20 protein-coding genes and 1 pseudogene are annotated in these 21833 nt (G+C 56.6%); 16 read left to right on the forward strand and 5 right to left on the reverse strand.

Annotated features, from left to right (window positions below; genetic code table 11):
• Positions 1 to 201, reverse strand: a pseudogene (locus DXX3274_RS12540) (phage tail protein); the annotation flags it as partial.
• Positions 202 to 282: 81 nt separating this feature from the next.
• Here DXX3274_RS12540 and DXX3274_RS12545 point away from each other — a divergent pair.
• The 14 genes from DXX3274_RS12545 to DXX3274_RS12605 all read left to right on the forward strand — a co-directional run bounded on the left by DXX3274_RS12545 (position 283) and on the right by DXX3274_RS12605 (position 13573).
• A complete protein-coding gene (locus DXX3274_RS12545) occupies positions 283 to 858 on the forward strand; it encodes a recombinase family protein (protein ID WP_042860036.1) in 576 nt (191 codons plus the stop codon).
• A 163-nt stretch (positions 859 to 1021) separates the two neighbouring features.
• A complete protein-coding gene (locus DXX3274_RS12550; RefSeq protein WP_042860037.1) occupies positions 1022 to 1687 on the forward strand; it encodes a phage tail protein in 666 nt (221 codons plus the stop codon).
• 2 nt (positions 1688 to 1689) lie between these two features.
• Positions 1690 to 2301 carry a tail fiber assembly protein gene (locus DXX3274_RS12555; RefSeq protein ID WP_042860038.1) on the forward strand — a complete coding sequence of 204 codons (612 nt, stop codon included), beginning with the start codon at positions 1690 to 1692 and terminating at the stop codon, positions 2299 to 2301.
• A gap of 226 nt (positions 2302 to 2527) precedes the next feature.
• A complete protein-coding gene (locus DXX3274_RS12560) occupies positions 2528 to 3697 on the forward strand; it encodes a phage tail sheath protein (RefSeq protein WP_033567520.1) in 1170 nt (389 codons plus the stop codon).
• A gap of 14 nt (positions 3698 to 3711) precedes the next feature.
• Positions 3712 to 4230 carry a phage major tail tube protein gene (locus tag DXX3274_RS12565; RefSeq protein ID WP_012769535.1) on the forward strand — a complete coding sequence of 173 codons (519 nt, stop codon included), beginning with the start codon at positions 3712 to 3714 and terminating at the stop codon, positions 4228 to 4230.
• A 60-nt stretch (positions 4231 to 4290) separates the two neighbouring features.
• Entirely contained in the window at positions 4291 to 4581 is a 291-nt protein-coding gene (locus DXX3274_RS12570) for a phage tail assembly protein (RefSeq protein ID WP_042860039.1), read from the forward strand.
• 32 nt (positions 4582 to 4613) lie between these two features.
• Positions 4614 to 4733, forward strand: coding sequence for a GpE family phage tail protein (locus DXX3274_RS22880; protein ID WP_071603950.1), 120 nt, complete (start codon positions 4614 to 4616; stop codon positions 4731 to 4733).
• Complete coding sequence (locus DXX3274_RS12575; protein ID WP_042860040.1) at positions 4726 to 5832, forward strand: hypothetical protein; 1107 nt, start codon at positions 4726 to 4728, stop codon at positions 5830 to 5832. Before DXX3274_RS22880 ends, DXX3274_RS12575 begins: the two co-directional genes overlap by 8 nt.
• Before the next feature lie 11 nt (positions 5833 to 5843).
• Complete coding sequence (locus DXX3274_RS12580) at positions 5844 to 6338, forward strand: phage tail protein (RefSeq protein WP_042860041.1); 495 nt, start codon at positions 5844 to 5846, stop codon at positions 6336 to 6338.
• Positions 6335 to 7513, forward strand: a complete 1179-nt coding sequence (locus DXX3274_RS12585; protein ID WP_042860042.1) for a contractile injection system protein, VgrG/Pvc8 family — start codon at positions 6335 to 6337, stop codon at positions 7511 to 7513. The genes DXX3274_RS12580 and DXX3274_RS12585 overlap by 4 nt, the downstream gene beginning before the upstream one ends.
• Before the next feature lie 96 nt (positions 7514 to 7609).
• The gene (locus DXX3274_RS12590) at positions 7610 to 7801 is read left to right on the forward strand and encodes an ogr/Delta-like zinc finger family protein (protein ID WP_012769529.1); all 192 of its coding nucleotides are present in this window, start codon (positions 7610 to 7612) and stop codon (positions 7799 to 7801) included.
• Between the two features lie 387 nt (positions 7802 to 8188).
• Complete coding sequence (guaD, locus tag DXX3274_RS12595; protein ID WP_042860043.1) at positions 8189 to 9505, forward strand: guanine deaminase; 1317 nt, start codon at positions 8189 to 8191, stop codon at positions 9503 to 9505.
• A 313-nt stretch (positions 9506 to 9818) separates the two neighbouring features.
• Positions 9819 to 11633, forward strand: a complete 1815-nt coding sequence (locus DXX3274_RS12600; RefSeq protein ID WP_042860044.1) for a diguanylate cyclase domain-containing protein — start codon at positions 9819 to 9821, stop codon at positions 11631 to 11633.
• 251 nt (positions 11634 to 11884) lie between these two features.
• A complete protein-coding gene (locus DXX3274_RS12605) occupies positions 11885 to 13573 on the forward strand; it encodes a methyl-accepting chemotaxis protein (protein ID WP_042860045.1) in 1689 nt (562 codons plus the stop codon).
• Positions 13574 to 13666: 93 nt separating this feature from the next.
• Here the strand turns inward: DXX3274_RS12605 and DXX3274_RS12610 are convergent, their stop codons facing one another.
• On the reverse strand, positions 13667 to 14905 hold the full coding sequence (locus tag DXX3274_RS12610) for an alginate lyase family protein (RefSeq protein ID WP_042860046.1): 1239 nt from the start codon (positions 14903 to 14905) through the stop codon (positions 13667 to 13669).
• Positions 14906 to 15837: 932 nt separating this feature from the next.
• Here DXX3274_RS12610 and DXX3274_RS12615 point away from each other — a divergent pair.
• A complete protein-coding gene (locus tag DXX3274_RS12615) occupies positions 15838 to 17382 on the forward strand; it encodes a PAS domain-containing methyl-accepting chemotaxis protein (protein ID WP_042860047.1) in 1545 nt (514 codons plus the stop codon).
• 61 nt (positions 17383 to 17443) lie between these two features.
• Here the strand turns inward: DXX3274_RS12615 and DXX3274_RS12620 are convergent, their stop codons facing one another.
• A complete protein-coding gene (locus tag DXX3274_RS12620) occupies positions 17444 to 17713 on the reverse strand; it encodes a hypothetical protein (protein WP_050569952.1) in 270 nt (89 codons plus the stop codon).
• 429 nt (positions 17714 to 18142) lie between these two features.
• Complete coding sequence (locus DXX3274_RS12625) at positions 18143 to 18742, reverse strand: metallophosphoesterase (protein ID WP_371206777.1); 600 nt, start codon at positions 18740 to 18742, stop codon at positions 18143 to 18145.
• 101 nt (positions 18743 to 18843) lie between these two features.
• Here DXX3274_RS12625 and DXX3274_RS12630 point away from each other — a divergent pair, with 101 nt between their 5' ends.
• Entirely contained in the window at positions 18844 to 20133 is a 1290-nt protein-coding gene (locus DXX3274_RS12630; RefSeq protein ID WP_042860048.1) for a chloride channel protein, read from the forward strand.
• A 52-nt stretch (positions 20134 to 20185) separates the two neighbouring features.
• Here the strand turns inward: DXX3274_RS12630 and DXX3274_RS12635 are convergent, their stop codons facing one another.
• Positions 20186 to 21787 carry an ABC transporter substrate-binding protein gene (locus tag DXX3274_RS12635; protein ID WP_042860049.1) on the reverse strand — a complete coding sequence of 534 codons (1602 nt, stop codon included), beginning with the start codon at positions 21785 to 21787 and terminating at the stop codon, positions 20186 to 20188.
• Positions 21788 to 21833 lie beyond the last annotated feature (46 nt).

Here is a 21833-nt window from a genome sequence, read left to right on the forward strand (position 1 = left end):
CAATCCTCGCCCCGCATCCGCCCCGCGCCCATCATCCCAGCCGCGAATAAACTCGCCGCGCAGATCCGGCAGAACCCCGCCGGGGTACGCCAGCGCCAGTTTGGGAAAGGCGTTTTTATCAAACGACTGACCGTTGCATTTAAGCCAGCCCGCCGGCGCCGTAGCCTGCGGCCAGGGCAGCGGTATACCCGCCAGGTCGGCGGTTTTCAGTACGTCGCTTAAACCCAGGTTTGCGAGAAAGTGAGAAGACAAATACAATCCGCCTTTTCAGGAAGTTACGTTATGCTTATTGGCTATGCCCGGGTATCCACCAGCGATCAAAATACCGAATTGCAGAAAAACGCGCTGGTCGGCGCAAATTGTGAGCTGATTTTTGAAGATCAGGCCAGCGGCAAAAACGCCAGACGGCCGGGACTAAAACGGGCATTGCGCAAACTCAAACGCGGCGACACCCTGATCGTCTGGAAACTGGACCGGCTGGGCCGCAGCGTACGGGACCTGATTACCATGGTGTCGGACCTGCAGGGGCGTGGCATTCACTTTCGCAGCCTGACCGATGCGATTGATACCTCAACGCCGGCCGGCCGCTTCTTTTTTCACGTGATGAGTGCGCTGGCCGAGATGGAGCGAGAACTGATCGTCGAACGAACCCGCGCCGGGCTGGCCGCCGCCCGGGCGGCGGGCCGCATTGGCGGGCGGCGACGCATTATGACGCCTGACGCCATCGACCATGCCAAAACGCTGCTGACCAATGGTGCGACCCGCTGGCAAATCGCTAATATTATCGGCGTGTCGGAAAAAACCATTTATAAATATTTTCCGGCGACGGGGAAATCAGTTACCAACCAGTCATTATAAAATGAAATATATGCACAGTGATGATTATAATTAAAAAAGCTACCACAGGCTGTTTCACTCTTCACACAACACGTCCGAAATGCATAACATGTGCTTTTATAAAATAATAAAAATAGCGAAATAATTCGCATTAAAAAACGTAATTAACATTAAGAGAAAACACATGGAAAAATATACCCCCCCCTGTTCACTTGACCTGATTCTGGGCAAGGAGAACCTGTATAAAAACAGCCCGATTAATATCGGCAGTATTTCGTTTGGATGCTGTAAGTGCAACGATGATCAGCAGGACGCCGCCACCACGCAACCCACAGCGACCGATGGATTGAAAGATTTGATCGGTATTCCACAACCCTGGCCGCTGGCGGACGCGCCGGAAGGTTGGCTGAAATGTAACGGTCAGGCATTTGACGCTGCAAAATATCCACAACTAGCAAAATTATATCCAGCCGGGACGCTGCCGGATTTGCGCGGCGAATTTATTCGCGGCTGGGATGATGATGCCAATATTGATACCGGACGCGAATTATTATCAAAACAACACGCCACCAATCTGCGTACGGCGATGCTCGATTACAATGGTTCCGACCTCAATGAAACCAAAGTATATATTGGCATGGCGTATTCCGATGCAGACAGCGTTAAGGCAACGTTTTCCCCTAACGAAATAGCCTATGCGCCCAATGGCACCGATATTGGCAAGAATAATGCCGTCGATAACGGTGTTTACGCCACCTCAAACTATATTATCTTTAACAGCAATAAACCGAACTGGATCAGTGTTCGCCCACGCAACGTCGCCTTCAACTATATCGTTAAGGCAGGCTAATCATGACCACTCAAAATGAAAATAGGGTTCAGTTGAATGAACAGGGGCTGAGCACCAGCAGTGGATATATTCAGGTTTACCATATTGATCCGCAAACGCGGGAATATATCGGCAACACCCGTGAATACCTGATGGAAGGCGTCGGCATTCCGGCGCACAGTTTTATTGATACGCCACCGGCCGCTCAGTCCGGTCAGGCTATCGTGCGCAGTCAGGACGGAGTGACCTGGGAAAGCGTTGCCGATTCTCGCGGGCAGACGGCCTACGATAAGCAGACGCGACAATCCAGCCGGATCAGCCAGCTTGGCGACCTTTCCGACACCCTGACGCTGTTGCCGCCGGCCACCGCTTACGATGTCTGGCAAAACGACGGCTGGGTGACGGATGCTAAAGCGCAGCAGGCCGCACAGGTCAGCGCCGCTCAGCAGCAGCTGGCCGGTTACCTCGCCCAGGCGGAAAAACGTCTGACCGTGCTGCAGTATGCGCTGGAACTGGAGATGGCGACTGAACAGGAGGCCCAGGCGCTGAAGGACTGGAAAACCTATATGGTGCAGTTAAGCCGGGTGGACGTTTCGTCTGCGCCCGCTATCGACTGGCCGACCATGCCCGCCTGAGTCGCCTTTCCCGGTGGCGTGAACTGATGCGCCAAAACCCCCCACAGATGCCGTTGTCACCCCAACGGCATCTGTTTTTTATTTCAATTAACCCATTGTTTTTAATCATTATAAAAACATTATCGGCTTCACCCTGTTGTGCCATCTGATACCAAACCCTATTCGAATGCCTTCTGTTCTCCGGCGAGGCACTATTACTCGCACCCCACAACAGGAGACATTCTTGATGAGTGATTTTCATCACGGTACGCAGGTCGTCGAAATCAACGACGGTACCCGCGTCATTTCAACTGTATCAACCGCGATCGTCGGTATGGTCTGTACCGGACCGGATGCTGACGCCGCCACTTTCCCACTGAATACACCGGTGCTGATTACCGATGTGCTGACCGCCGCGGGCAAGGCCGGTAAAACCGGTACCCTGGCTGCCGCGCTGCAGGCCATCGGCGATCAGACCAAACCGGTGACGGTAGTCGTTCGTGTCGCTGAAGGCGCCAACGAGGCTGAAACGGTGTCCAACATCATCGGCGGCGCCGATGCCAACGGCAAATACACCGGTATGAAAGCCCTGCTGGACGCCCAGGCAGTCACTGGCGTGAAGCCGCGTATCCTCGGCGTTCCGGGGCTGGATTCCCAGCCTGTCGCCACCGCGCTGGCCGCCATCTGTCAGTCGCTGCGCGCCTTCGGTTACGTGAGCGCCTATGGTTGTAAAACCCTGTCCGACGCCATCAAATACCGCGGCAACTTCAGCCAGCGCGAACTGATGGTGATCTGGCCGGACTTTATCGCCTGGAACACCGTGACCAACGCCAGCGCCACCGCCTACGCCACCGCGCGTGCATTGGGCCTGCGCGCCAAGATCGACCAGGAAACCGGCTGGCACAAAACCCTGTCCAACGTCGGCGTCAACGGCGTGACCGGCATCTCCGCCAGCGTGTACTGGGACCTGCAGACCATCGGCAGCGACGCCGACCTGCTGAACGAAGCCGGCGTGACTACGCTGGTGCGTAAGGACGGTTTCCGCTTCTGGGGTAACCGCACCTGTTCCGACGATCCGCTGTTCCTGTTTGAAAACTACACCCGCACCGCGCAAGTGCTGGCCGACACCATGGCTGAAGCGCACATGTGGGCCGTCGACAAACCGGTTACCGCCACCCTGATCCGCGACATCATCGAGGGCATCAAGGCCAAATTCCGCGAGCTGAAATCCAACGGCTACATCATCGACGCCGACTGCTGGTTCGATGAAAGCGCCAACGATAAGGAAACGCTGAAGGCGGGCAAGCTGTACATCGACTACGAGTACACCCCGGTGCCGCCACTGGAAAACCTCACGCTGCGTCAGCGTATCACCGACAAGTATCTGGTGAACCTGGCCGCATCCGTTAACAGCTAAGGAGCGACAGACTCATGGCACTGCCACGTAAACTTAAATATCTCAACCTGTTCAACGACGGTATGAGCTACATGGGCCAGGTGCACTCCGTCACCCTGCCGAAACTGACCCGCAAACTGGAAAACTACCGCGGCGGCGGCATGCAAGGCGCGGCGCCGGTGGATTTCGGGCTGGACAACGACGCGCTGGTGATGGAATGGAACATGGGCGGCCTGCCGGACAGCGCTTTCTGGAGCCAGTACGCATTGCCGGGCGCCGATGCCGTTCCGCTGCGTTTCGCCGGCTCTTACCAGCGTGACGACACCGGCGACATCACCGCCGTCGAAATCGTGCTGCGCGGCCGCCACAAGTCGATTGACAGTGGCGAATCCAAACAGGGTGAAGAGACTGACGTACGCGTCTCTACCCAGTGCACTTACTACAAACTGATCATTGACGGCGTCGACATGATCGAAATCGACACCATCAACATGATCGAGAAAGTGAACGGCGTTGACCGTCTGGAACAACACCGCCGCAATATCGGTCTGTAACGACCGCTTCATGGCCAGCTACGGCTGGCCATTCTTATTGATAGCACTGGAGTTTTTATCATGACGGTTGAAACAACCTCTCAAAACAACGTCATCATCCTGAACGCCCCCATCAAACGCGGCGAAACCCTGATCGACGCCATCACGCTGCTCACGCCGACCGCGGGCACGCTGCGCGGCATCGGTCTGGCGGCGCTGGCGAGTGCCGATGTGGAAGCGCTGATCAAATTGCTGCCGCGTATCACTTACCCTGCCCTGACCGAAGCCGACGTCATGGGGCTGGAACTGCCTGACCTGCTTGAATTCGCCGGCAAGGTGATCGGTTTTTTATCGCCGGGCTCGGTACGCTGACGCTGCCGCCGAGCCTCACGGTTGACGACCTGATGGCGGATATCGCCGTGGTATTCCACTGGCCGCCATCCGCACTTTTCCCCATGAGCCTGGCCGAGCTGATTGACTGGCGAGCCAAGGCGCTACAACGAAGTGGACAAGACTATGCCTAAGCAAACGACTACGCCTAAGCAATCAACCACCCCGAATGGCGGATCGACGACAACCGGCGCCAACGGACGAAACGGCAGCGCCGGGGATAGCAGCATCTTCTCGCCGCTTGGGGATAATGTTTATCTGAATAAAATCAGCAGTGTCTTGCAGGATTTTTTGGCTAAGGCCGGCCAAATCACTCACGGTGCGACGGCTTTCAACGCCGCCGGGTCGCCGAAAAAAAACGCGATGGGCGGAAAAAAAGGCGGCAGACTCGCTGCCGCGGCGCAACTGGGAACCCTGGGAAATCTCGCCAGACGGTTCGACGCGCTGACCGCCATCCTGACGCCGGCCTATTCCGCCCTGAAAACCGCACATGACCGCTCATCCGCGGATAATGCGGCGCTCTCCCGCAACGGACAGTATCCCGACGCCGGCGCAACCCAATCGCTCATCGCTCAGGCCAGCGACGGCGTCAACAGCATCTATTTGTCCGCGACGGCGGCGATGCAGGCGCAACAGCGCATCGCCGGTCTGGTCCCTTCGGCGCAGTGGTCTTCCGGAATCACCGCGCCGTCGCTGCCGGGCAACGTGGCGTCGTTGCTAAAGGCGCAGCAGAGTCTCAGCCTGCCGACAAACCTGCTGCCAACCGTCGGCCCTGACGTCGCTTCGCAGATGGGTACGGAAGGGCTGAACACGCTCGCCGGAACCGCGCAGGAATCGTTCGTCGGCGTGGAAGAAACCAGCCTGATGATGTCTGCATTGAGCAATGCGGATCTGGATGACGGCGACGGCGCTGCCGGAGGGATCGACGCGCTGCAAGCTATTTCCAGTCCGGCCATACAACTGCTCAGTCAGTCAGCGTTGACCAGTCAAAACAGCGTAGAAAACCCGTCAAACCCGCTGTCTGACATGATTAACGGCCATTACAGCGCCCTCTCCCCGGCCGCAAAGCAAAGTTATGTTGACCAGCGAGTGGTGAATAACATCACGATCAACGTGCCGGAGAACAGTAACCTCGACGTGATTAAACAATACATTGACGAGGCACTGAGAAAATACACCCCGAATAGCAGCGCGTATTCCTACAACTCCATGACCTCTAATCTCATTTCATGAGGATAAATACTATGATGCTTGCGCTTGGTTTATTTGTATTTCAATTGCAAACGCTGCCCTACAACACCCTCAGCCGCCATGTCAATTACCGCTGGGCCAACAACGGCCGTATTGGCCTGCGCCCTGCACAGCAGTTTTTGGGACAGGGAAATGAATCCATCAGTCTTAATGGCGTGCTGTGTCCGGAAGTTAACGGCAAGTTCAGCAAACTCTCGCTGTCGGCGCTCGAACTCATGGCGGGAATGGGGCGCGCCTGGCCGCTGATCGAAGGCAGCGGCACCATTTACGGCATGTACGTTATTGAAAGCCTGCAACACACCAACACCGAGTTCTTTTCCAACGGCAGCGCCAAACGCATTGAATTCTCCGTAAACCTGACGCGCGTTGACGAATCGCTGATTGCGATGTTCGGCGACCTCAGCCAGCAGGCTTCCGATCTGTACAGTCAGCAGATCGCACCGGCCATTTCATCCGCCAGAACCGCCATCGGGGGAATCCTGTCGTGATAGTGAATAATCGCATCGGCATTGCCGATCAACTCGCCCCGGATTATCAGATAACGCTGTCGGAAGCGTCAGGCGACGCCAAAACGACCCGCAATCTTAGCCAGCGGCTCATTTCACTGTCGCTGCACGATGTGATGGGCTTCGAATCCGACCAGTTATCGCTGGATATCGACGACAGCGACGGCAAGGTACAGATGCCCAAACGCGGTGAGAAAATTAGCCTCAGGATCGGCTGGAAAGGCAAGGCGCTGGCCGACAAGGGCACCTTTATCGTCGATCAGGTCAGCCATACCGGCGCGCCGGACAGGATCACCCTCAGCGCACGCAGCGTGAACTTTCGCGGCGATTTAAACACGCCGCGTGATGGCTCATACGATGCCACCACCCTGGGCGACATCGCCCGAACTATTGCGGAACGCTACAGTCTGATAGCGTCGATCGAGAACTCGCTGGCCGGCACCGCGATTGCTCATGAAAACCAGTCCAAAGAATCCGACCTGTCGTTTCTTTGCCGTCTGGCCAGAAGATACAGCGGTACCGTGGCGATCAAAAGCGACACGCTGCGGCTTTTCATCGCCGGCACCGGCACCGCCGCAGACGGCAAAAACGTGTCGACCTACCTGATCGAACGTAGCGACGGCGACTCGCACAGTTTTACTATCGCCGACCGCATCGCCAATACGTCCGTCACCGCCAACTGGCATGACAGCAACGATGCGAAAACACATACTGTGAAGATCAGCCGCAAGCGTCAGAGCCAACCGGATACGGTAGCAACCCACCCTAACGCCAAGTCGTCCGCCCAGTCACCCGCACCGTCGACGGACAACTATCTGGCCGGGGAAGAAGAAAGCCAGCAAACGCTACAGACCACCTATTCCACCCAGGACGACGCGACCCAGGCGGCGTTGAGCAAATGGCGTGAAACCCAGCGCGGCACGGTGACGTTCTCGCTCACGCTGGCAAAAGGCATGGAAAACCTGAAGCCCGGCGCGCTGGTCCGGCTTAAAGGCTTCAAACAGGTGATGGATGAACGCCAGTGGACCATCAAACGACTGACTCACACGATTGCGGGCAGTGGTTTTATCACCGCTATCGAACTGGAAGTGTCGATGCTGGATGTCGAATACGACATCAGCTACAGCGTGATCGACAACGCAACCGCAGCATCATGATTCACTTTTCGAATTGTTAATTTGCAAATTCGAATTAAATGCAGTACCATGTGTATAAGATGTTTAACTAACCCGTACACATAAGGTGATTTCAAAATGATGCATTGTCCTCTTTGTCGTCATTCCGCTCATGCCCGTTCCAGCCGCTACCTGTCTGAAAATACCAAGGAGCGTTACCACCAGTGCACCAATGTGAACTGTGGTCACACCTTCGTCACCATGGAAGCCATCACCCGTTCCATCATGGTGCCGGGCAAAACCGAGCCGGTTGACGGCGAACGCAAGTAATTCGCCACGTTTCTCTCCCTCCGTGTTTCCTTACTTTTCTGACCGTCTTTCCCCGCCGCCCGGCGGGGTTTTTTATTCCCCGCAAAATACACAAAAAGTGTTCTCTCCCCTCTCATACTCCTCGCATCGGAAAAACGTATTATTGACGCTGACCGCCGCCGGCTTTTAGTATCGAATTGCTTTTGCTGATTTTCAGTCACTTGCCGCGACGACACCCGCCTGACGGGGTGTTAACGCCGCAAGGGATGAATCCTGCCGTGACGATGGTGCCCTTCCCCCCTTCACCATCAAAAATCAGACGCAGACACCGCTTTGATTAACACGGGTTCAGGAAAAGAGTGATGGGTATACCCCTTGTTTTCCTGTTCCTTAGCAGGGAGAACACCGATGACGGAAACCATCCGCGCTTACCGCGCCAGTCTGTTGCACTTTGTCGCCGACCCGTTGCATGACCCACAGGCCACCCGCTTTATCGAAGACGGCCTGTTGCGGGTACGCGGCGGACGTATTCTGGATGCGGTGCCGTATGACAGCCTCACCGAGGCCGAGCGCCAGGCCATGACGGTGATCGACTATCGCGGCCGGCTGCTGATGCCGGGATTTATCGATACCCATATCCATTTCCCGCAGACGGAAATGATCGCCTGTTACGGCGAGCAGTTGCTGTCCTGGCTCAATACCTACACCTTTCCCACCGAGCGCAAGTTCGCCGACGAGAATTACGCCCGGGAACGGGCCGCGTTTTTCATTCAGGAACTGCTGCGGCACGGCACCACCAGCGCGCTGGTTTTCGCCACTGTACACCCGCAGTCGGTTGACGCGCTGTTCAGCGCCGCCGAAGCCAAAAACATGTGCCTCATCGCTGGCAAAGTCATGATGGACCGTCATGCGCCGGACTATCTGTGCGATACCGCGCAGCAAAGCTATGACGAGAGCAAGGCGCTGATTGAAAAATGGCACCGGCGCGGACGGCTGCGCTATGCGGTCACGCCGCGTTTTGCGCCCACCTCCACCCCGGAGCAGCTGGCGCTGGCGGGTCGATTGTTGCGGGAATACCCGGATGTGTATTTGCACACCCACCTCTGCGAAAACCCGGACGAAATCGCCTGGGTCAAATCGCTGTTTCCCGAACATCAGCATTACCTTGATGTTTACCACCACCACGGTCTGACCGGACGCCGTTCGGTGTTTGCCCATGCCATCCATCTGCAGCCTGACGAAGTCCGCACGCTGGCGCAAAGCCAGTCCGCCGTGGCGTTTTGCCCCTGTTCCAATCTGTTTTTGGGCAGCGGCTTGTTCCGGTTGCACCCGCTAAAAGCGGCGGGGATTCGCATCGGGATGGGCACCGACGTCGGCGCCGGCACCAGCCTGTCGCTACTGCAAACCCTCAGCGACGGCTACAAAGTGCAGCAGTTGCAGGGAGAAAAACTCTCGGCGCGCGAAGGACTGTATCAGGCTACGTTGGGCAGCGCCGCCGCCTTGTCGCTGGATGACCGGTTGGGTAACTTTCTACCGGGCAAAGACGCCGACTTCGTGGTGCTGGACTGGGCCGCCACCCCGCTGCAGCAGTTGCGCCAGCAGCAATCCACCTCGCTGGACGACAGGCTATTCGCCCTGATGATGCAAAGCGACGATAGAAACATCAGCGCCACTTATGTTCATGGCGAATGCGTCTATACCCGTCAAACGCCAGATGACAAGTAAAACGCAGATGACCAGCCAGTCGACTTTCCTGCGCCCTGGCTGATTTACGGATACCGCCACGGACCGCATATCACGGCGGTATCGTATTCAGAGCAGGCAGGTGTGGGGATAAAACGTGCCGGAGTTTTCATCAGAAAGTGATCCATCGCACATTTCACCAAAAAAAATCGCACTGTGCGATGTCGCTTACCGATAACTGTTCTTGAATAATATCGGACAAGCGCTCAGGCCAACGGCGGGATGGCGACATCAGCTGCGCTCTGCTCCTTGCAGAGCGTGCAGCAATCATCACCTGGTACCATAAGGTTTCGTCATGACTTCCCCATGCCATCGTTGTAGCGAAGAACAGCAAGACATCCTCGCGCGCATGCTGAATATCTTTGACACGCAGCCCGCCGAAGAGCTCCCCCGCCTGACGCGCATCACCCGCACCTTTTTTCAGGTAAAGAGCGTGGTGATTTCACTGGTAAACAATGAACGGCAATGGTTTCTGTCGAAGGCCAATTTTCCCCATCAGGAACCGGACATCGCGTTTTCCTTCTGCGTGCATACGGTGAACGCCAACGCGCCGCTGGTCATCCCCGATACCTTGCGGGATGAACGATTCGCGACCAATCCGATGGTCACCGGCAACGACCCGATCCGTTTTCACGCCGGCTACCCGCTGCGCTCCTCGCTCGGTACGCCGCTCGGCGCGCTGTGCCTATATCACCATCAGCCGCGCGCCTTCAGCGATGAGGAAATGCAGCAACTCAGCGATCTGGCGTTTATCGTAGAAACCGTGCTGCATAAAGTGGAGATGCAAGCGCGTGAAGCGATCGCCCAGGAAAAGCTGTACCAGTCGGATTACGTCAGTCAGCAGATTTTCTCCCGCGCCGCCATCGGTCTGGCGCTGATAGCCCCGGACAAGCGGCCGTTGAAGTTCAATCACGCGTTTTGCGACATGCTCGGCTACGACGAGAAAACGCTGCTGACGCTGCCGGTGGACCAAGTGGTGCACCCGGAAGACATGCCCCAACTCATCAGCGATCATGACCTGCTGATGGGCAGTAATCTGCGGGAGAGCACCCAGCAACGCCGCTATATCCGCGCCAACGGCAGCGAATTGTGGGCGCAGGTTTCCATTTCGGTGCTCTACAATCCGGATGGCGCCAAATTCGGCCTGTTGCTGGCGCTGACCGATCTTAGCGATCAGAAAGCGTCCGAGCAGGCGTTGCGCAGTCTGAGTCAGGAACTGGAGCACCGGGTGGAACAACGCACCGCCGAACTACGCCAGAGTCACCAGTTTATTCAGGACATCACCGACCATATTCCGGCGATGATCTCCTGCATCAATCCGAACAACGTGCTGGTGTTCGCCAATCGCCACCTGCGGAAATTGATAGGTCATGAGCATGACACCCTGTACCAGCGCGATATCCACGACATTCTTCGCCCGCAGGACCTGGCGCTGTTCCTGCCGCGGCTGGAGGAGTCACGCCAGAAACAGCTCCCTGCGTCCTTTGAACATGTGCTGGATATGCCCGACGGCCAGCTCATCACCTTTCATACCGAGATGGTGCCCGCCGCTTCCACGGAACTCGGCACCTACATTCTCTCCACCGATATTACCCACCTCACGGTATTGCGCGACCAGCTGGCGTTCGAGGCCAACCACGATCACCTGACCGGCCTGCCCAACCGTCGGGCGGTCATCGGCTACCTGAACCGGCAGGCGGGAAAAAAGCGGCGCGGCGCGCTGGCGCTGCTGTTTTTTGATATAAACAACTTCAAACACTATAACGACCGCTTCGGACACGATTTTGGCGATCGGGTCATCAAAGCCTTCGCCCGTCTGCTGCGCCGTAATACCCGCTCCTACGACTTCATCGGCCGTCTGGCGGGCGACGAATTCCTGATGGTGATTCATGAGCAGCGCAATCTGGCCAACGAAATCCGCGCCATCACCCAAAAACTGAAAGCGAAGATCGAAAAACCGATCACCATTCGCCAGCAGACCATCACGTTATCGGCCAGCATAGGACGCGCGATTTTGCCTCAGGGCGCGCCGCTTAACGCCAACGAGCTCATCCGTCAGGCGGACACCGCCATGTACCAGGCCAAACGTCGCCATGTTTCCCCATCCTGAGTCGACCAGATAATGACTTTTAATTTGCCATAAACAGCAACCCGATTTGCCGGAATGAGAATAATGAAAAACCATAAAAAGAATTAATTCCGGTGAATCATTCCGTTTATTTCTCCTCAACGCGTTAATCCGCCTGACCATTATCCTATAAGTATTTCCTGTGATGAAAATCACGTTTTTTTTAAAGTTCTCACTTTTTATTGCCGATGGCTTTTTTACCGACGTCATTATTCATTTATTGAGAGCGAGCCATGTTCAGGAATATAAAAATTGTCACCGGGCTATTTTCATTACTGCTGGCCTTAAGCCTGCTGCAGCTGGTCAGTTACGGTTTTTTCTTCGGCGCCATGAAAAGTGACAGGAATAACTTTGTCGTCGCGCAAACGCTACGCAAGCAAAGCGGGGAACTGAACGCCTCCTGGATTGCGCTGATCCAAACGCGCAATACCATGAACCGCGCTATCGCTCGGATGATCATGGAAACCAACAATATTCCCAGCGCCGGAAAATCCGCCGATCTGATCGATGTCGCCAACCAGTCGCTGGCGGACGCGGATAAACATTTCGCCGCGTACAGCCAGATTCTGCCCCTGCCGGTGCAGGACGCCGCGCTGGCAAAAAATATTAACGAGAATTACCAGGCATTACGCAGCGTACTGCAACGCATTGTCGATCTGATCAAAACGCAGGATGTCAAAACGATTCAGGCCCTGCCGACCCAGAAAATGCAGGACGCATTTCAACAATCCTTTGATGCGTATTTCCGTCAGAATGACGCGCTGAATGACAGCGCGGTCAGCGGCAGCGGTCAGAATTACCATTACAGTATTATCGTCATTGCCGTGTGTGTGTTGATCCTGTTTTTCGCCACCACCAGCGCCTGGGTATATATTCGTCGGGTTCTGCTGCAACCGTTAAATCGGGTCATTACCCATTTGCACCATATTTCCACGGGCGATCTGACGCAATCGCTGCATATTCAGGCGAAAAACGAAATCGGCCAACTGGCGGACAGCGTTCGCCACATGCAGCATTCGCTGACCGATACCGTGGATAAAGTGCGGGTGAGCGCGCATGAAATTTATCGCAGCGCCAGCGAAATCGCCGGCGGCAATAGCGATCTCTCCTCCCGTACCGAGCAGCAGTCCGCTTCGCTGGTGCAAACCGCCGCCAGCATGGAACAGCTGACCGCCACCGTAAAACAGAATGCCGACAACGCCCGTCACGCGTCCCAACTGGCGCGCGACGCGTCGGACACCGCCCACAAAGGGTTGCAGGTGGTCGATAACGTGGTCAACACCATGGGACAAATCAGCGGCAGTTCGCAGAAAATCAGCGACATTACCGGGCTTATCGACAGCATCGCCTTTCAGACCAATATCCTGGCGCTGAACGCCGCGGTGGAAGCGGCGCGCGCCGGCGAACAGGGCCGCGGCTTTGCGGTGGTGGCCGGCGAGGTGCGTAGCCTGGCCCAGCGCAGCGCCGACGCCGCCCGCGAAATCAAAGGGCTGATCGAGGATTCGGTCAGCCGGGTGCGCGAAGGGTCGGTCCTGGTCGGCTCCGCCGGGGAAACCATGGGCGATTTGGTGAAAGCCGTTACGCGCGTCACCGACATCATGGGCGAAATCTCCTCCGCGTCGGAAGAACAAAGCCGCGGCATCGATCAGGTCAGTCAGGCCGTCAGCGAGATGGATCGCGTGACACAGCAGAACGCGGTGCTGGTGGAACAGTCCGCCAATGCGGCGATGTCGCTGGAAGAACAAAGCGACCATCTCAACCGCGCGGTGTCGCTGTTCCGGCTCCATACCGTCGCATCGCCTTCCGCCGCCAGAACCGCACCGGCCGCCATCACGCCGTTAGCGCCGCCGCAGTTGCCCGCCAGCCGCAGCGTGGCGACCGCCGGCGCCTACAACACCGCCAGCCACTGGGAAACGTTCTAACCCGCGGCCGCCGACAAACGCGACATAGCAAAACGGCCCGCGTACCGGCTATCTGGTACACGGGCCGTATTCTCACGCCATACATGCTGACGGTTATTGCACCAGCGTATACATCAGGGTGCCGTAGCCAAGGTGATCAAATCCGCCGCTATTCGGGCCGTAATCACCGCCGCCGCCTTCCACCCGTACTTTTTCAGCGAACGCCTTGATATTCGGCGCATTCAGTTTTTTCAGTACCACGTAGTGGTTGTAAAGCATTTCCCAGGTCGGGCGCAGAGTACCGCGCCCGGTGGGGGAAATTACCGTCTGCACGATGCCGTCGCTATTGCTGTAAGTCGTATAGGGCACGTCTTTGCCGAGGTTGTAAGCCGCCACGTATTCCGCGCCTTTCAAAATACGATTGTCGGCGTAACCGAACAGGTCATCCCCCTGACTCCAGGCCATTTGCGCCAGCGAACCGACCAACCCCACCGCCAGCGTGGCGTGCCCCTGATCGCGACCGCTCTCCTGCATCTGCCCCATATTGGCCTCCGGATACAGCTTCCAGACCAGATTGTTGATGGCGCCGTTGCCGCTGCCGGTTTTGAAATAACCGATGGCTTCGTTGTAGATATCGCGGTTGTCGGTCAGTACCCCGATAGCCAGAATGGTGTTCAGCTGCGCCAGATCCCAGTTTGACCAGTAGTGATCGATGCTGGCGTTGTTATGGCGGACCAGAAAATCATGGCAGAGCGGATAGAACACTTTCAGCATCATGGTACTGAACCGGTTGAAATCAGCCTGTTTCCAGCCGCGGTAATCACGCACCAGTTCAGCCGCATTGGCCAGTTCATAGCCGTAAATTCCGGCGGCCAGATAGCGGTCGCTGGTGCCGCGAATATCTTTCAACGTGGACGACCAGGCATTAAGGATTTCCACCGCCTTGTCGGCATAGGCGACATTGCCGCTCAGCTTCCAGCGCAGCGCCAGCGCGTAGGCCGCGGCGGCGTCGTTATACAACCGCCCATAATTCTCCGCGCCTTCGCTATTGGCCCCACGGTAGACAATTTCAACCGGATTGGCTTTCCAGTTCAGCGATGCATGGTTATTGCTGATAAGCTTGTTCCAGCCGCTTTTCCAGGGTTCGGCGTCATTCGCCAGTTGGGTTTTTATACGCTCGAAGTCCGCCTGGGTATGCAGCAGACCGGGGTGAACGAAGCCAGTCGCCGCCTGTGCCGGCGCAACGGCCGAGACCAGCAGCGACAACGTCAGCAGACAACGGAGAGACCGGTTTATCCGATCCCCCCGGCGATACAGTGAACGCCATAAAACACGTATGGAGATAAACAGCATGGTGAGATCCTTCTGATTTGCTGAGTAATAGAGTCTGCGCCGGGTAAGCCGCCCGACTAGCCCGCTCTGCGGCGCAACAGCCGCCCATAGACCAGCGGCGCACGGCACGCGTCGACGATTGGCTTGACGGCACGCTCGCATCACCTGGCAGTCAGGCGCGGCCAGCCATCATAGAGCATATTCTGGTGCGATATCCTTTAATAATTCATGACGACGCAGTGGGGGCATACCATTGCGCCACAGCTGCCAGCGCTTATTGGCCGCCTTAAATAAGCCATAGGCTAGAGCAACATGATTCCGTTTTGCCTTTCTTTGCTATCAAAAACTCCACCGATAGCCGTTACCTCGTTTTATTTTCACCGCCACATGCGTTAGCGCATCATTATTTTCTGCGGAAAATGAAATTCTCCAGACAAATGCTAAATTTAAAATGATATCGGATCAGATAGCCCGCATATCTCCGTTATCATTAAGTTGCAGAAGCGTTAACTGACGCAACCGCTGACTTTTCACCGCGGTGATAGTGGGTATATATCGCCAACCCGTTGGCGGGAACCTGTCAATATGGTGAGCAATAGAATTCAATACATTGTTCCATATGGGTATTTTTACAAGCAGGGAGTTAGCCGCCATGTAAATAAAAACGGTTTTCATTAAAAATACACGTTGTCTTTCACTCACGTCTTTGTCGAGAAAATAGTTGTCAGCCAGTAAATTGTTATACCCAAGTTATACCCCAAAATAATGCGAATTGCGACAAGCAGGAACGTGAGCCGCCATGGAAAGAAGAAACGAGACCTAAGGAAAAATACACGTAATAAAGCAAACACGCCTGCAACGAGAAAATAGTTGTCAGCCAGTAAATTGATATGCCTTTTCAATGCGACATACCTTGAAGTCCAGATTAAAAATAATCCTCAAGAGGACCTGAAATGCGCAACAATCAGCCAGTCACACAGCGGGAATACGTTTTCGATAAGGACGCCACACTCATGTCGGTCACCGACGTGAACAGCCATATTGTTTATGCTAACGATGCCTTTATTCAGGTGAGTGGTTTCGAGCCTGACGAGATTGATGGTCAACCGCACAATTTTGTCCGCCACCCGGACATGCCGGTCGAAGCTTTCCGTGACATGTGGCAAACGCTGAAACATCAGGAACCCTGGACCGCGTTAGTCAAAAACCGGCGCAAGAACGGCGATCACTACTGGGTGCGGGCCAATGCGGTGCCGATTGTACGTCAGGGCCGCACGACCGGTTATATGTCCGTGCGCACCCAACCGTCGCGTCAGGAGGTAGACGCGGCGGAAAAGTTGTATCAGACGATGCGCAACGAAGGTAACAACCTGAAACTGCATAGAGGGGTGCTGTTTCGCGCCGGCCTGACCGGGCTGTTTTCGCGCCTGAAGCTGATCTCCATGCGCTGGCGGCTACGCGGATTGATCATGCTGACGGCGCTGATCAGCTACGTCGCTTTCTGGACGATTCATGGCGATTTTGACTCTGACTTTTATATTTCCAGCGCGTTTATAACCGGCATGCTGCTGCTGCTGGATGCCTTGCTTGAATGGCAGTTGATCAAACCGATCGAAATGGTTAAACAGCAGGCGCTGAATATCGCTACCGGCAACGCCAACACCATTGAGTATGAAAACCGCGCCGACGAGATCGGTACGATTCAACGCGCCATCGGGCAACTGGGGTTGATGTTCCGTTGGCTGGTGGACGACATCAGCACGCAGGTGTTGAATATCCGCTCCGCCAGTGACGAACTGGCCAGCGGCAGCGAAGAGATGAACAGCCATGCCGAACGCACCGCCGCCAACGTGCAGCAGACCGCCGCCGCCATGAACGAGATCAACACCACCGTGCAGACCAATACCACCACCACCAGTGAAGCCAGTCAGCAAGCCTCGACCGCCTGCGATGCGGCCATCAGCGGCGGCCGGGTGATCGGCGAAATGGAAAAGACCATGGACAGCATTGTCGCCAGTTCGGAGAAAATCGCCGGTATCACCTCCATCATTGATAACATCGCGTTTCAGACCAACATCCTGGCCTTGAACGCGGCGGTGGAAGCGGCCCGCGCCGGCGAGCAAGGCAAAGGGTTTGCCGTCGTGGCCGGTGAAGTGCGTAATCTGGCGCAACGCAGCGCCAGCGCCGCTAATGAGATCAAACAACTGATCGAGTCCAGCGTAGAGCAGGTTCGTTACGGCTCCACCCACGTCAGGGACGCCGGCGACAGCACACAGAACATCGTGACAAGAGTAAACAGCGTCAGCCAGTTGATTTCGCATATTGCCGATTCAACCAAAGAGCAAACGATCGGGCTGTCTGAAATCGGTCGGGCGGTGGAAGAACTGGAACAGATTACGCAACAAAACGCCTCGCGGGTGAATGCCTGCGCGCAGGCATCAGACCAACTCAAACTACAGGCACACCGGCTGGAACAGGCATTGCACGTATTCCGATAAACCTCTCCGCGACGCGCCCTGATGATGACCTCGGGGCGCGAATCATTGGCGTTGTCATGCGTTACTGCGCGCGTTCGTCGTTTTCTGCGCGCCAGCGCGCCACCCTCTCTTTTGTGACCTCTTCTTTATAACAGAGCGGCGCGGCGCCCCCTTTACGGCTCCAGGCGCTGCGCCCGCCGCAACGGCTGCCGTTTCTGGCCGAACTGTACGGGCAGGCGCAATTCCCCGAATAATCGGCAATCGACTCTTCAATAATGATTTGTCTGATCTGATTATCACTCAAACGGGTATTTTTCGCGTCCGCCGTAGCGGCGAATAAAAAACATGACATGCAGAATAATTGGAAAAGATATTTTTTCACGACCCTATCCTCGCCCAGAAAAATACATATACCCCCAATAAGTCAGGTTGCAGGACAAAACGCTCGCGTGTCGAACAGCCCCTTCAGAGCAAAGTCTGTCTGCAGCGGGCACGCCGCCAAGGCACCTGCAGCTTGAAGAATGACGGGTATACAACGGTTCTTATTTATTGCTCATGTATCGATTCGAATTGAAAATCCGAAGTTTTAATAATAGACCGCTTTATTTAATCAGCCGGGAATAAATGGTCCTGTTGATTTATTTTCCCTGACGCCGGCTTTTCTACTCTTCTTCCGTCTTTACTCTGCACGGTTATTCGCTAGCGTCGCCCTGAATACAGCGTAACGTCAGTTCACCGCCGAACACGGCGCCGGTATCGATATATTGCAGATTCCAGCATGTCAGCACTTGCCGTAACGGCGTATGCCCGAACAGGAAACGATCTGCGCCGCTAATCGGCCCACCGACGCCGGCCATCGCCTGACTGACCCGCTGCCGGTTCCATAACACCTGTATCCAGGGCAACGGCTGGTCAAACTGATAGCGATCCGCCGGGTAATCCGCATGCGCCACCACCGTGCGACACGGTCGGCGGTCGCAATCTCGATGACATACGGTAACTGCGCCGCCAGCGCCAGCAGCCGGCGGGCCAGCGTCTGACGCTCGTCATCCAGTTGGAAAAACCAATCGCCGCCGTTGGCTCGCCACAGCGGAATCCGCGCGGTATCGTTCAACGCGTCCAGCGCCATCTGCTCGTGATTGCCGCGCACCGCGCGAAACCAGCGCTGTTGCAGCAAATCAAGGCAGGCGAGACTCTGCGACCCGCGATCGATCAGGTCGCCCACCGACACCAGCAGGTCGCGCCCGGTATCAAACCCGACCTGCTCCAGCATCGTCATCAGTTGCCGGTAACAACCATGCACATCGCCCACCACAAAGATATGACGCCAGTCGGCGCCGGTAATGCGTTGATAGGCTGACGGATGCCGTTCGCTCGTCATGCTGTTGCCCTCTGTCGCCACATTGCTGCACGGTGACCCGCTGTTGAGGTACAGTCAGTATAATGCGGCAATGCTGTTTTCAAGACCTGATGTGAGCCTGTATGTCCGAGACTATTTCCCCGCGTATTCGTTCCCCGCGCATTCGTTTTGTCATCGCGCTAACGTTAACCGGCGTGCTGGCCGGCCTCGGCGGCATGCTGCTGGCGCTATTGCTTCATGCCATTCAGCATCTGGCCTATGGTTACAGTCTGGACCATATCATCAGCGAAGAAAGTTTTTTACAGGGCGTGTCGGCGGCGGAACCCGCCCGGCGCTTTATGGCTTTGCTGATCGGCGGCGTGGTGGCAGGCCTGGGCTGGTATGCGCTATACCGCTACGGCCGCCGGCTGGTGAGTATCGCTTCGGCGTTGCAGGCGGAAAAACCGGATGTGCCGGTAAACGATATGCCGGTAAAAGAAACCATCATTCACGCGCTGCTGCAGATTGTTACCGTGGCGTTGGGTTCGCCGCTGGGGCGGGAAGTAGCGCCGCGGGAACTGGGGGCGCTGGCCGCCAATCATCTCAGTCGTGCGCTGCGCATGACCCCGGATGATACCCGTTTGCTGATCGCCTGCGGCGCCGGCGGCGGCCTGGCGGCGGTGTATAACGTGCCGCTGGGCGGCGCGCTGTTTGTGGTCGAAGTATTGCTGGCGCGCGTTCAGGTAAAAACCAGTCTGGCGGCGCTGCTGACCTGCTCGCTGGCAGCTCTGGTGGCGCGCGTCGGTCTGGGCGACGAATACCAGTATCACCTTAATCTGCCGCTCAGCGTGTCCGGCGATTTAACCGTCTGGGCGTTGCTCACCGGGCCGGTATTCGGGGTGGCCGCCTGGCTGTTTGTTCGCCTCACCCGTCACGCCCGGCAACATTCGCCGCGGAACGCCCGCCTTATCATCACCAATCTGCTCAACTTCACCCTGCTGGGATTGCTGGTGATCATCCTGCCGCAGTTGGCGGGCAACGGCAAAGGTCCGGCGGAACTGAGCTTCACCAGCCAGCTGCCGATACTGCTGGCATTGCTGCTGTTGGGTTGTAAGGTACTGGTGCAATGGAGCAGTTTGCGCGCCGGCGCGCAGGGTGGCCTGCTGACGCCGGGTCTGGCCAACGGCGCGCTGCTGGCGGTGGCGCTGGGCGGCGTCTGGTCGTGGTTCTTCCCGCACAATCAGCCGGGCGCCTATGCGGTGATTGGCGCGGCTGCGTTTCTGGCGACCTCGATGAGAATGCCGGTCACCAGTCTGGTGTTGATCATGGAATTTACCCGTATCAACAACGACTTCTTCGTACCGATGGCGCTGTGTATCGCCGGCGCGGTCAGCACCAACATGCTGATTGAAAGAATGACGTCGCCGTCCTGACGGCCTTCATTCGCTGCCCGTATCCCGTCAAGCCCGGCAGATTGGGCGCATCTCACGGCGATGTGGGCGCCTCAGCCTTCACCTTGATAATCTCATCAAAATAGAGCATCGAATTGGCGATGCTCTGCCGGACATTCAATATCGTATTGCGCACCGCCACCAGCCGGTTGCCCTGCAGCATCACCACGAACGGCGAGTTTTCCCTGACCGCCTGCTGCAATCGCAGGTAGATGTCGCGCCGCGTTTGCGGATCGCGCTGGGCGGCGGCGGCGTTGGTCAACCGACTCAACTCCGGGATGACCCAGCCCAAGCGAGCCGCCAGCGTACCCGGGGCATCAGGCTGGTTGAGGGCGAACGCGCTGGCATTGCTGCTGGAGTCAATATAGTCCGGCCCCCAGTAGGTGAATACCGCCTGAAAACGCCCGCTGCGCATGCGTGTCCAGAGTTCGCTCTCCACCACCGTCTGCACATCGATGCGAATATCGACGCGGGCGAAACTGTCCTGCAACGCCTGCGCCACCTCAACATAGGGCGGCTGGTTGGCTACCAGCAGCGTAAACCGACTGCCCGGCGCAATCCCGGCGCCGCGCAATAGGCTCCGGGCTTTATCCACATCGAGTCGGAACGGTTTCTCCATCGCCGCGCCGTCAAACCCCTGCGGCAGGAAATTTTGATGCACCCGGAATTGCCGCTTCAGCAAGCGATTGGCGATGCCCTGATAGTCGACCAGCCAGCGCGCCGCCTGCCAGAAAGCAGGCTGACCCAGAAACGGCGCCGCGCTACTGCGGGTGTTGAAACCCAGATAGTAAATTTTCGCCCCCGACGCCAGATTCACATTGATGCCCGGCTGATTCTCCAGCGCGCTGAATTGGTCCGCGCCCAGATCGTAGGCCACATCGACGTCGCCCTGCAGCAGCAACAAACGGCGCACGCTCGGGTCCGCCACGTCTTTCAGAATCACCTGCGCCAGCTCGGGCCGGCGGCGCGCATACGGGTTACTCTCCAGCAGCAATGCCTGCTGCGGCAGATAATGGCGAATCTGATAGCTGCCGCTGCCCGCCGAGCGGCTTCTCAGCCACTGGTTGCCAAAATCACCGCCGTCGCTGTGTTTCTCCACCAGTTTGCTGTCGACAATCAGCGCCACGCTGGCCGATAACAGGCGTAATACCAGTTCGCTGCCGATATCGCTGGTCCAGCGTATCTCCAGCTGATGATCGTCGATTTTCCGGAACTGTCCGTCAATATTCGCCGGCATCCACCCCAGTTCATTCAGAATGAACACCGGGGTTTTGTTGAGCTTCACCGCTCGGGTCAGCGAATAGATGACGTCATCGGCCAGCACCGGATTACCGGAGGCGAATACGGCGTTGGGGTCAAGGGTAAAAATCAGGCTGCGCCCGTCGTGGCCTTCGCGCCAGGCCAGCGCCAGATCGGGGTTCAGTTGGGTAGGTTGATTACGATCGCTCGCCACCAGCCCCTGGTAAAGCGAGGCAAGACAGCTGTTGCTGACGGTTTCGAAACTTTCCGCCGGATCAAAACTGATAATGCTATTCAGAGAGATCGCCACCACCAGCGTATTATCCGGCGTCAATGCCTTTACCGGCGGGCTGGCCATTAGGGTCAGCGTCAGCAGAATGGCAAACCATGCCTTCATCGTTTTTATTCCTCGGTATCACTGCATCAGCGCGAGGATCTGTTTA

Source organism: Dickeya sp. NCPPB 3274, from assembly GCF_000406205.1.
Lineage (GTDB): Bacteria > Pseudomonadota > Gammaproteobacteria > Enterobacterales > Enterobacteriaceae > Dickeya > Dickeya fangzhongdai.

What these genes read in the sequence shown, in the direction of transcription:
- DXX3274_RS12545 (WP_042860036.1), top strand. Translation starts at nt 283, where the DNA reads ATGCTTATTGGCTATGCCCGGGTATCCACCAGCGATCAAAATACCGAA.
- DXX3274_RS12550 (WP_042860037.1), top strand. Translation starts at nt 1,022, where the DNA reads ATGGAAAAATATACCCCCCCCTGTTCACTTGACCTGATTCTGGGCAAG.
- DXX3274_RS12555 (WP_042860038.1), top strand. Translation starts at nt 1,690, where the DNA reads ATGACCACTCAAAATGAAAATAGGGTTCAGTTGAATGAACAGGGGCTG.
- DXX3274_RS12560 (WP_033567520.1), top strand. Translation starts at nt 2,528, where the DNA reads ATGAGTGATTTTCATCACGGTACGCAGGTCGTCGAAATCAACGACGGT.
- DXX3274_RS12565 (WP_012769535.1), top strand. Translation starts at nt 3,712, where the DNA reads ATGGCACTGCCACGTAAACTTAAATATCTCAACCTGTTCAACGACGGT.
- DXX3274_RS12570 (WP_042860039.1), top strand. Translation starts at nt 4,291, where the DNA reads ATGACGGTTGAAACAACCTCTCAAAACAACGTCATCATCCTGAACGCC.
- DXX3274_RS22880 (WP_071603950.1), top strand. Translation starts at nt 4,614, where the DNA reads ATGGCGGATATCGCCGTGGTATTCCACTGGCCGCCATCCGCACTTTTC.
- DXX3274_RS12575 (WP_042860040.1), top strand. Translation starts at nt 4,726, where the DNA reads ATGCCTAAGCAAACGACTACGCCTAAGCAATCAACCACCCCGAATGGC.
- DXX3274_RS12580 (WP_042860041.1), top strand. Translation starts at nt 5,844, where the DNA reads ATGATGCTTGCGCTTGGTTTATTTGTATTTCAATTGCAAACGCTGCCC.
- DXX3274_RS12590 (WP_012769529.1), top strand. Translation starts at nt 7,610, where the DNA reads ATGATGCATTGTCCTCTTTGTCGTCATTCCGCTCATGCCCGTTCCAGC.
- guaD (WP_042860043.1), top strand. Translation starts at nt 8,189, where the DNA reads ATGACGGAAACCATCCGCGCTTACCGCGCCAGTCTGTTGCACTTTGTC.
- DXX3274_RS12600 (WP_042860044.1), top strand. Translation starts at nt 9,819, where the DNA reads ATGACTTCCCCATGCCATCGTTGTAGCGAAGAACAGCAAGACATCCTC.
- DXX3274_RS12605 (WP_042860045.1), top strand. Translation starts at nt 11,885, where the DNA reads ATGTTCAGGAATATAAAAATTGTCACCGGGCTATTTTCATTACTGCTG.
- DXX3274_RS12610 (WP_042860046.1), bottom strand. Translation starts at nt 14,905, where the DNA reads ATGCTGTTTATCTCCATACGTGTTTTATGGCGTTCACTGTATCGCCGG.
- DXX3274_RS12615 (WP_042860047.1), top strand. Translation starts at nt 15,838, where the DNA reads ATGCGCAACAATCAGCCAGTCACACAGCGGGAATACGTTTTCGATAAG.
- DXX3274_RS12620 (WP_050569952.1), bottom strand. Translation starts at nt 17,713, where the DNA reads ATGTCATGTTTTTTATTCGCCGCTACGGCGGACGCGAAAAATACCCGT.
- DXX3274_RS12625 (WP_371206777.1), bottom strand. Translation starts at nt 18,742, where the DNA reads ATGACGAGCGAACGGCATCCGTCAGCCTATCAACGCATTACCGGCGCC.
- DXX3274_RS12630 (WP_042860048.1), top strand. Translation starts at nt 18,844, where the DNA reads ATGTCCGAGACTATTTCCCCGCGTATTCGTTCCCCGCGCATTCGTTTT.
- DXX3274_RS12635 (WP_042860049.1), bottom strand. Translation starts at nt 21,787, where the DNA reads ATGAAGGCATGGTTTGCCATTCTGCTGACGCTGACCCTAATGGCCAGC.